Origin of the sequence: Paenibacillus caui (assembly GCF_019904135.1) — a bacterium.
GTDB classification, from domain to species: Bacteria; Bacillota; Bacilli; order Paenibacillales; family Paenibacillaceae; genus Fontibacillus; species Fontibacillus caui.
Genome location: NZ_JAIOGQ010000060.1, coordinates 1 through 8,482, shown reverse-complemented (window position 1 = coordinate 8,482; position 8,482 = coordinate 1). Strand labels below are relative to the sequence as shown.

General features: G+C 42.7%; 11 protein-coding genes and 4 pseudogenes. 8 read left to right on the top strand and 7 right to left on the bottom strand.

The annotated features are described in order from the left end of the window. Window positions 1-196 precede the first annotated feature (196 nt). The 5 genes and pseudogenes from K7397_RS21750 to K7397_RS20885 all read left to right on the top strand — a co-directional run. Window positions 197-337: pseudogene (locus K7397_RS21750) on the top strand (tRNA-binding protein); the annotation flags it as partial. Between the two features lie 33 nt (window positions 338-370). Further along, a pseudogene (locus tag K7397_RS20900) lies at window positions 371-559 on the top strand (effector binding domain-containing protein); the annotation flags it as partial. A 27-nt stretch (window positions 560-586) separates the two neighbouring features. Then, window positions 587-1,051: a phage tail protein gene (locus K7397_RS20895; RefSeq protein WP_223070509.1), complete on the top strand. Its 465-nt coding sequence runs from the start codon at window positions 587-589 to the stop codon at window positions 1,049-1,051. A gap of 170 nt (window positions 1,052-1,221) precedes the next feature. Then, window positions 1,222-1,962: an SDR family oxidoreductase gene (locus tag K7397_RS20890; RefSeq protein WP_223070508.1), complete on the top strand. Its 741-nt coding sequence runs from the start codon at window positions 1,222-1,224 to the stop codon at window positions 1,960-1,962. Window positions 1,963-1,974: 12 nt separating this feature from the next. Next, window positions 1,975-2,241, top strand: a complete 267-nt coding sequence (locus tag K7397_RS20885) for a MerR family transcriptional regulator (RefSeq protein WP_237691105.1) — start codon at window positions 1,975-1,977, stop codon at window positions 2,239-2,241. A 73-nt stretch (window positions 2,242-2,314) separates the two neighbouring features. Here the strand turns inward: K7397_RS20885 and K7397_RS20880 are convergent. Both K7397_RS20880 and K7397_RS20875 read right to left on the bottom strand, forming a co-directional pair. After that, a pseudogene (locus K7397_RS20880) lies at window positions 2,315-2,851 on the bottom strand (class I SAM-dependent methyltransferase); the annotation flags it as partial. A 131-nt stretch (window positions 2,852-2,982) separates the two neighbouring features. Then, the gene (locus K7397_RS20875; protein ID WP_223070507.1) at window positions 2,983-4,083 is read right to left on the bottom strand and encodes an ATP-binding protein; all 1,101 of its coding nucleotides are present in this window, start codon (window positions 4,081-4,083) and stop codon (window positions 2,983-2,985) included. Between the two features lie 255 nt (window positions 4,084-4,338). On the opposite strand from K7397_RS20875, the gene K7397_RS20870 reads away from it, so the two are divergent. From K7397_RS20870 to K7397_RS21745, 3 genes are all read left to right on the top strand, one after another. Next, complete coding sequence (locus tag K7397_RS20870) at window positions 4,339-5,118, top strand: DeoR/GlpR family DNA-binding transcription regulator (RefSeq protein ID WP_223070506.1); 780 nt, start codon at window positions 4,339-4,341, stop codon at window positions 5,116-5,118. A gap of 122 nt (window positions 5,119-5,240) precedes the next feature. Beyond that, window positions 5,241-5,429 carry a type II toxin-antitoxin system Phd/YefM family antitoxin gene (locus K7397_RS20865; protein WP_223070505.1) on the top strand — a complete coding sequence of 63 codons (189 nt, stop codon included), beginning with the start codon at window positions 5,241-5,243 and terminating at the stop codon, window positions 5,427-5,429. Window positions 5,430-5,452: 23 nt separating this feature from the next. Next, entirely contained in the window at window positions 5,453-5,554 is a 102-nt protein-coding gene (locus K7397_RS21745; protein ID WP_337926769.1) for a hypothetical protein, read from the top strand. A 45-nt stretch (window positions 5,555-5,599) separates the two neighbouring features. Here the strand turns inward: K7397_RS21745 and K7397_RS22265 are convergent. From K7397_RS22265 to K7397_RS20835, 5 genes and pseudogenes are all read right to left on the bottom strand, one after another. Continuing rightward, window positions 5,600-6,063, bottom strand: a pseudogene (locus K7397_RS22265) (VOC family protein). Window positions 6,064-6,111: 48 nt separating this feature from the next. After that, complete coding sequence (locus tag K7397_RS20850; RefSeq protein ID WP_223070504.1) at window positions 6,112-6,327, bottom strand: response regulator; 216 nt, start codon at window positions 6,325-6,327, stop codon at window positions 6,112-6,114. 43 nt (window positions 6,328-6,370) lie between these two features. Beyond that, complete coding sequence (locus K7397_RS20845) at window positions 6,371-7,348, bottom strand: GGDEF domain-containing response regulator (RefSeq protein WP_223070503.1); 978 nt, start codon at window positions 7,346-7,348, stop codon at window positions 6,371-6,373. Beyond that, window positions 7,332-7,655 (bottom strand): Hpt domain-containing protein, encoded by a 324-nt coding sequence (locus tag K7397_RS20840; protein WP_223070502.1) that lies wholly within the window; start codon window positions 7,653-7,655, stop codon window positions 7,332-7,334. Before K7397_RS20840 ends, K7397_RS20845 begins: the two co-directional genes overlap by 17 nt. Window positions 7,656-7,657: 2 nt before the next feature. Next, window positions 7,658-8,482 (bottom strand): response regulator (locus K7397_RS20835; protein WP_223070501.1); only part of this gene is annotated, 825 nt, incomplete at its 5' end.

Below are 8,482 nucleotides of genomic sequence, written 5' to 3'. Positions count from 1 at the left end.
CCAGGCTTGATCCTGATTGTCAAACTCAATATGCGTTAGCTTCCATGGTTCTTCCAATTGCAAAGCCACTTTAAACATGTCCATGATCAAATTTTCATTACTGCTCAATGAGGTCCACATCGCCAATCCGCTCCTATTACTTATTACTGAGCAGTATTGACTATTTTTCTATGATTCAGACTTTAAGCCATTAAGTATAGCGACGAAGCATTTTCCTCCGCGTCGTATAGCCGGGTTTAATTCAGAGGTATTAGTTCTTGGAGGAATACCCGAAAAGGGGGATGTAGTTCTATTAAAACCTGATTTTAAACTACCCGATGGAACACCGATTGGGTGATCGATTGTTTCTGTAAAGGCTTATTCCACTTGTTTGGTTGTTAAAGGGGAAGGGAAGACGGCTGAAGAATTGAATAATAAGCTTACTGGCCTTGCCTTTGGTCAGGCCTTGCCGGAAGCAAAGAATTATGCCTATGTGGGCGGACCAAATACAACGGTTGAGATGGGACGGCGAGACGGCTTCATTTTTGGCGAAATGTGGATTCCGGTTGTAAGGAAATAAAGAAAAAATTTTACAGGAGGGTTGGGAATGTCCTACATCGTTGATTTTAAAAATGTGTCTACGATTGGTTTAGAGTCTTCACCTGTAGCAGAAGCGCTTGCCGGTTTGCGCGCTAATGAAGCCCGTTACTTCATGAACAAATACAAGCATGAATTTACGGTTGTGCCAGCTGGCGAAAGCCAGGAAACCCTCGATTATGTGAACCGGATTTTGAAAGAAGAACGCGATATTGGATTTTCGGCCAAACCATTAGAAACGTCTCGTTTTCAAGTGGAAAATATCCAAATGGCCTACGTTTTTTATGAGGACGGTCTTGCGGTCAACGTCATGTATACGGTTGATGACCCTAAGAAGCGGGCCGTTGGCTTTAAGCTTTCCGAGGGGATGGAGGTTCCAAAGGAGCTGGAAGGGAAGTTTAAGTTTGCCAGACAGAAGTCCAAACTAGCTGGAACTATTCGGGGCTCGTTTTTTGTAATTAAAGGAGAATATTGATTATGGGAGCAAGATAAACTCACAAATGATCAATTCGATCTGTAAGAGAATATCCCTATGGATCGGTGACGATTTATGTGTATCAGCAAGTTTATTCACATCATCCTTGACCTAGAGTATACTCTAGGTCCTATACTAAGAGCATCCTAATCATGGAAGGATGGTCTGGTATGCTAAATGTTGAAGGGAAAGTCGTTATTTTAACTGGAGCATCAAGCGGAATCGGTGAAGCCACTGCCAAAGTGCTTGCGAGCAGCGGAGCTAAGGTTGTACTTGCTGCAAGACGTGAGGAGCGCTTGCAGGCTCTTAAGTCAACCATTGAACAACAAGGCGGCACAGCAGTATATAAAGTGACTGACGTTACCTCTCAAGCGGAGGTGGAGAAGCTTGCGCGTTTTACCTTAGAAACGTTTGGACAAATTGATGTTCTGGTGAACAATGCGGGGATCATGCCGCTGTCTTTTTTGCATGAAAAGAAGGTAACGGAATGGGATCAAATGATTGATGTCAACATTAAAGGCGTGCTTTATGGTATTGGCGCGGTTCTCCCGTATATGCGGGAACGGAAACAAGGGCATATTATCGATGTTTCGTCCGTTACAGGACACATCGTAAGAAAGACATGGGCTGTCTATTCAGCAACAAAATTTGCCGTTCGGGCGATTACGGAAGCTTTAAGGCAGGAAGAAGCTGAAAACAACATTCGCACAACGATTATTTGCCCCGGAGCAGTAATCACGGAGCTGCCTAATACCATTTCTAATGAAGAAATCAAGAAAAGCATAACCGAGTCTATGCAAATTTCATTGCCTCCGGAAGCCATTGCCAATTCGATTCTGTATGCCATTTCTCAACCGGAAAATACGGCTGTCAACGAAATCATTGTCAGACCGACTAAACAAGAACTATAAGGAGGGGTAACCATGAGCTTTACGATCGGTCAAGTATCCGATCAAACCGGCTTATCTATCCATACACTCCGATATTACGAAAAGGAAGGAATTATGCCCATTGTTACCCGCAATGAAAACGGCATACGCATGTATGAAGCGAAAGACATTGAAGTGCTTGAATTTGTCTGCTGTCTTCGGGCGACGGGTATGACCATTTCCGATATAAAGGATTTTGTACAAGAAGACAAAACTATTGACCAACGTATTGAAATGCTTAAACAACAAAAAAAAACGTAAAATCCCAAATTGATCAACTGATGTCGTATCAAGCGATGATTAATCGGAAAATTGATTTCTACACGTCTTTAGCTCAAAAATGACCGGAGAGTGCAGGCTTTCTCCGGTCTCTTCGGTTCACCCGGGTTTTATGTGATTTATTTCTTACTGAATAACGCTGTCCATAAAAAGGATTCACCAAATAATGAGCTGACTGAACGATCTCGAAGTCCTTAAAGATGGCTTTAATCTTCTCCTCAGTATAACCTAATCCACCCTTTAAGCTCCGTTGCCGATATACTTCCCAATCGGTCATATCCGTACCCATGTCTCCTAATGCGAAGCAAATCAACCCGAAAGTTCCACCCGGTTTCAACCCTTTTTTCACTATATCAAGAAAACTAATTCTGCGATGGGGGAGGATATGATGGAAGCATCCGCAGTCGTAAATAAAGTCGTAGGCTTTTGGCTCGATTTTGAGGTCAAAAATATTGTTACATACAAAATTAACCTCTACGTTGTTTGCCTTGGCACGTTCTATTCCCCAATTTATAGCCTCTTGAGAAATATCGACCGCATCAACATTGCATCCTTGTCGAGCCATATAGACGGCATTTCTGCCGGCTCCACAACCTAACTCGAGAACGTTTCCTGCTTTTACATGCTGGTCATGAAAGTATTGAACCGCATATTCAGAATATCTTCCACGCTTTGAATGGTCTCACTGTTCATTGATTTTATACCTCCTTTTATTTCAGAGTCTTAGTCATGAAAAGTGATGGACAGATTCGGATAAGCCGCTAAGAGTTCATTTTTACGTTGATCCAGTTTAGTTCGTTCAAAACCAGTTCCAAACAACTCTGGATCCGGCTTAAAAGTAACGCTAGTTCCAGTGTCATTCGATATTCCAACAGTCAGTAGCCCGGATTGCGGGATACCATGTCTGTACTCTTGACGATAAATCTTGCCATCACGACGAATTTCAACGGTTAGTTTCTGCGAAAGGGCATTAACAACGGCAATGGTAATGCCTTTCTCTGCCCCAGGAACTTGGAATGGCGCACTGCTGCTAAATCTATTAATATCGGTTAAAGTCGATTGAACATTTGATATATTTGTGCTTGGAAGCGCACTGACAGGAATACCTCGACCATTGTCGGTTACGGTCACGCCTCCATCATCGTGTAGAAATAGGTCAACATCACTGCAAAACCCTGCCTGGTGCTCAATGAGTGAATTTTCAACAACAGCCCAAAGAAGGTGGTGGGCATCAAAGCTTTGCGTTGTCCCAAAATAAAGCCCGGCGTTATTCCTTGTTTCCATCATGTCTAAATAATCACTAGTCTCCAGCAAGTCGCTTACAGCAGCTAGTAACAGAAGGAAGGGGAGACAACGGTGATTGGGAAAGGCATACCGTCCCCCATGTTCTTGAACTAATAAATCAGCTCCTATTAAAGCCTTTAGGTGATGGTAAAGCTGACCGGTTGTTCCCATGTTTAAACGGTCGACGAGTTCAGAGCCAGAAAGAGGTTCATTAAGGACTGACCTTAAGATGTCCAAACGCTGCTTATTGCCAAGAGCAGCTAGAACTTTTGCAGCTTTCTCACTATTCAATTCAAGAAGCTGATCCATTAGGCGTTGTTGAGGCTCCCATCTAAACCCTTGTCCGTTAAGACGAACGTGACCAGAATAGAAAACAGAGCTTGAATCGTTGTCCGGAATACCTGATTCATTAGGTGTAGTCTCTGGAGAATTCAAATTTCCTGTTGTGTTTCGTTCAAACATAAAACGATGAACTAATTGTTGAAGGTCTGCCATTTGTTTCTTTAGCACATCGATTTCACTGCTCAAGTCACGGGTCATGATTTAAAATCACCAGCTTTACATTTGGATGGTCTTGAGAATTATGTTATTACGTAATTATTATATTACGTAAAAAACAATATGTAAATATTTGGATCATGGACTATTTTGCATATCGAATTAACACTTTATAACGAATATTAACATTTAGTGCACTTATTAATTGAATATTGTTAATATCCGTTATATAATATGAATCAAGTAAATGAGGTGCGCAACTCTTTACTGAAAAAATTAGGAAAGGTGAGTGATGCTATGTTTATGGAAGAACGCCATCAAGAAATTTTGAAGATATTGGAGAAAGAAGGCAGGATCAAGGCGAGTGAAATCCAAACCAGGTTTAATGTCGGATTTGATACGGCAAGACGTGATTTACGCATTCTTGAAGAAAAAGGGCTGCTCAAACGGACGCATGGTGGAGCGATTCCTGCTTTGCAGAGAGGCTACACTACACCACCTAATTATACGCCGCGTGACATTACGGAGATAAAAGATAATTATTTTGCTATCGCTAAAAAAGCAATTGGCTATATCAAGGCAAACGATGTAGTTTTTCTGACCGCTGCTTCAGTAGGTTATTTTATGGCCAAAAATTTGCCCCAAGAGTTCCCTTTTACGGTTGTAACGAATTCAATCATTATTGCCGATGAGCTCAGAAGCTATGACAATATCACAACCATTATGGTCGGTGGCGAATTGAGCCAGAAAGGCCAGTGCAGTGACAGTTTTGCTGCTGAGTTTGTTAAAAATATCAGGTTTGATATTAGTTTCTTAACAAGCGCCGGGTTCTCGGCTTCTTTTGGAATGTCAATTCAAAAATCCAAAGGGGTAAGTTTTTTACAAGCCGTAATTGGGAGTTCAAAATGCAATATGGCCCTGTACCCAACCGAAAAAATTGGGGTTGAATCCATATTAAAGGTCTGTTCCGCTGATACATTTGATAAATTAATCACTGATTGGGATGCGCCTGAAGATGAACTGGTTAAAATTGAGGAGTTAGGTGTAGAAGTAATCGTTGTAAAAGAAAAATTGTGAAGCATCCTACCACACTTGTTAGCAAGCCAAATCTCAAATGACGGCAAGTTTTTAATTGTAAAGCTCCGAGCCCCCATGATGCTCGTATTTGTCTGGGGGCTTGGAAAGGGGTGTTTGAAATAATGAATATTAAACCGCACACAACGATTCGAAAAGACTATAATGGGTTCTCAAAATATTGCCACGAAATTGATGAGCCGGTCGTGCTCACTCGCAATGGGGAAGCTGATCTCGTTGTTATGAGCCATGAGGCTTACCGCCGTATGGAAGCTCGCGTGAAATTGCAATCCAAGAAGACGATTATCCTCTAATTCAGAGAGGATATCGGTCTATCGTGGTTTCACCCTATTTGGTCTTTTACAGGAGCATTCAAAGCAAAGTTATCATCCATCGTATCCTGCATGCACGGCGAGATTATTTGAGGGAATTGTTTTAACTGAACTTAATGAAATTTTTGTCTACAAAGCTACAGTTAGCCCTCTTATCTCTTTTCCCATTCCTTCAAAGTCATCATTTTAAAATCTTCCTCAACATCTATTCGTAATGGTGAAATTAGTTCTAATGAATTCCCATCGGGGTCATTAAAGTAAATAGCTGCATGTGCTTGAGGATTATTCGGAAGCACTAAAGGTTGGTTTTCTGGACTAAAACCAAAAGCTGTTCGTACTTCAATACCTACAGATTCCAACCATTTTTTTGCTTTATTGATATCTTCTTTCTCCACTTTAAATGCTAAATGACGAATAGAAGGATGATACGAATAGTAACGGTTTCATTCTCCCATAATCCTAACCAACTTTCTCCTTTCACAATCCAAAAGAAAGCCAGTTTTTCTTGAGAATAGGCCAGTTCTAATCCTAATTTTTTGTAAAACTCTATTGAGTTACTTAAATTACTTGCTGGCAAATGTGCTTCATACAAGTGTGAAATGTCACACCAAACCATAATACCTCCATATCCTGGGTCTTTATCGCAGTCTTTTCATAACGGACCCTAGCGCAGATTCAACAATTTACTGCACCGCAAGTTGAACTCAAGCATCGAGAACGGCTTGATCATGTGATCATCCACCTGGCCGGGAAGGCTGTGGAGTCTGGATTTCATGGATCCGGCGGCGATCGCCATTACCTTCATGTGCTGCAAACGGCTGTCTTGTTTCATCTTCTTGAACAGCTCGAAACTGTAGATTTGAAGCAGCCCGATATCCATGATACACAGAATCGTTTTGGATAGCTCTTTCGGGAGGCTTCCTTCAGCCGCGGATGGCAGATGCGAGCTCGTTCCAAGTCATGACACGGTTTCGTCCGTATTCTTTGGCTTGATACATCACGCTGTCAGTCCTTTTTATCCATTCTTGAACCTTAAGGTCTGGACTTAAATGGGCGATGCCCGAAGAGAAAGTAATCCGAACATCTTCAGTGCCTGCCTTGGCAAAACAAACCTTCCTGACCTTCTCAAGAACGCCGTTCATGATTGTTGCGGCTTGCTCCTCGGTTGTATTGGTGAGCAGCACTACAAACTCTTCGCCGCCATACCGGGCTACCAAATCCGATTGACGCAGATTCTGTTTCAGCACACAGGATAATCTCTGCAGAACCTGATCGCCTACCGGATGGCCGTATGTATCGTTAATTTGCTTAAAATAGTCGATATCCACCAGCGCCAATGAGATCGGCACCGGATAGCGCTGATTTCTTTCCATTTCAATAACCAGCTGGTTATAAAAATATCTCCGGTTATACAGTCCGGTCAGCGCGTCGCAGAACGCCATTTGCTCAAACTGCTTCGACCTGGCCAAAATGCGCTGTACGCGCGCGTTCAGCTCTTTATAATGAAACGGCTTGGTCACATAGTCATCTGCCCCCATGCTTAAGCATCTTACCTTGTCGTCAATATCGTCGCTTCCGGACAAAACAATCAAGGGGACCCACTTTAATTTAGGGTCGTTCTTCACAAATTCAAACAGCTTATATCCGGATTCCGGCTCCATCATGAGATCCAGCAGAATCAATTCATAGTGGTTTTCATACAGCATTTCCTTGGCTTTTTGTACACTGCCGGCCTGATCAATGATCAGCTGCGAATGTTTAAATTTATGAATAATTAATTGTCTTAAATCTTCATCATCGTCCACCAATATGATCCGTGAGTTTGCCGAAACCGCATGAGCGGGATTGACCTGCTCTGGAGATTGAAGCCACTCATCTGTATGCTCATACATCTTCTTCATCAAAAATCACCACCACATGGTCTAGGAAATCTGCCAAAGTTTCCAGGTTATCGCGGATGAGCGCCTGATTTTGCGCTTTGGCAGCCAGTTCGATTTGGGCTCCGACTTCAGTAATCAAGTCAAAGCCATAGCCGGCCCCGCTGCCTTTTGCACTGTGGCCAATCACTCGGATCGTTTCGAAATCATCGGAGCCAAGTGCAGCCTCTATCGTTTGAATGTCCTTTCGTCTCTTTTCCAAATAGGCTGGAATGAGTTCTTCAAGATCTATATCAATGTGTACCGTATAATTCGATTTCGATAATTCCAAAATTATTCACCCCGACTCCATTTGTCAATAAACTCAAGCAGTTCCTTCTTCTTAATCGGTTTTGTCAAATAATCATCACAACCGGCTTCAAGGCAGCGATCCCGATCTTCCTTAAGCGCATGAGCGGTTAAGGCAACAATCGGTGTTCTGTGTTTCCGATGGGCTTGTTCTAGGCGCCGAATTTCCCGAGTTGCGGAATAGCCGTCCATGATCGGCATTTGAATATCCATAAATACAAGATCGTACTGACCTGCCGTGAACTTCTCTATCGCTTCATTTCCGTTTTCTGCAATTTCAATCCGATGCTTCGTCTTCTTCAGGAACGTAGTGAATAAAAGCTGATTATCCTCATGATCCTCCACCAGCAATATGTTCAAGCTGGATCTGGGATCAGCCAAAACGGAAGGCTGCGGTTTCAGGATGGGCAGATTTTCTTGATGCTGCTCTCCAATGGTTTCCCGGATCATTTGAATGAGCGGGCCTCGTTTGACCGGCTTGATGATAAAAGAGTGAAGGCCGAGCTCCTTGCAGCGTTTAATCGCTTGATGTTGATCATCCGAAGTAAGCATCATAATCGCCGGCTTCTTGGAGAATTCATCCTTCTGGATCTGCTCAAACATTTCAAGTCCATCGACATCCGGCATATGATAATCCAACAGGAGAAGCTGGAAAGGGCTTCCTTCCGAGGAAGCTGTTTTTAATAGTGGCTTAAGCCAGTTGAGCTCGCGAAGCGTGCGAAACAAAAATCCACCCGCTATGCGGGTGGTGTAGTCCAGGCTTATAGCAAAAAACCACCTGATGCGAACGTTATAATAGAGTTGTTCAAG

Bases quoted from the DNA above. Each gene is read 5' to 3' on its own strand.
- K7397_RS20895 (WP_223070509.1), top strand. From the start codon at position 587: ATGTCCTACATCGTTGATTTTAAAAATGTGTCTACGATTGGTTTAGAG.
- K7397_RS20890 (WP_223070508.1), top strand. From the start codon at position 1,222: ATGCTAAATGTTGAAGGGAAAGTCGTTATTTTAACTGGAGCATCAAGC.
- K7397_RS20885 (WP_237691105.1), top strand. From the start codon at position 1,975: ATGAGCTTTACGATCGGTCAAGTATCCGATCAAACCGGCTTATCTATC.
- K7397_RS20875 (WP_223070507.1), bottom strand. From the start codon at position 4,083: ATGACCCGTGACTTGAGCAGTGAAATCGATGTGCTAAAGAAACAAATG.
- K7397_RS20870 (WP_223070506.1), top strand. From the start codon at position 4,339: ATGTTTATGGAAGAACGCCATCAAGAAATTTTGAAGATATTGGAGAAA.
- K7397_RS20865 (WP_223070505.1), top strand. From the start codon at position 5,241: ATGAATATTAAACCGCACACAACGATTCGAAAAGACTATAATGGGTTC.
- K7397_RS20850 (WP_223070504.1), bottom strand. From the start codon at position 6,327: ATGGATATCGGGCTGCTTCAAATCTACAGTTTCGAGCTGTTCAAGAAG.
- K7397_RS20845 (WP_223070503.1), bottom strand. From the start codon at position 7,348: ATGAAGAAGATGTATGAGCATACAGATGAGTGGCTTCAATCTCCAGAG.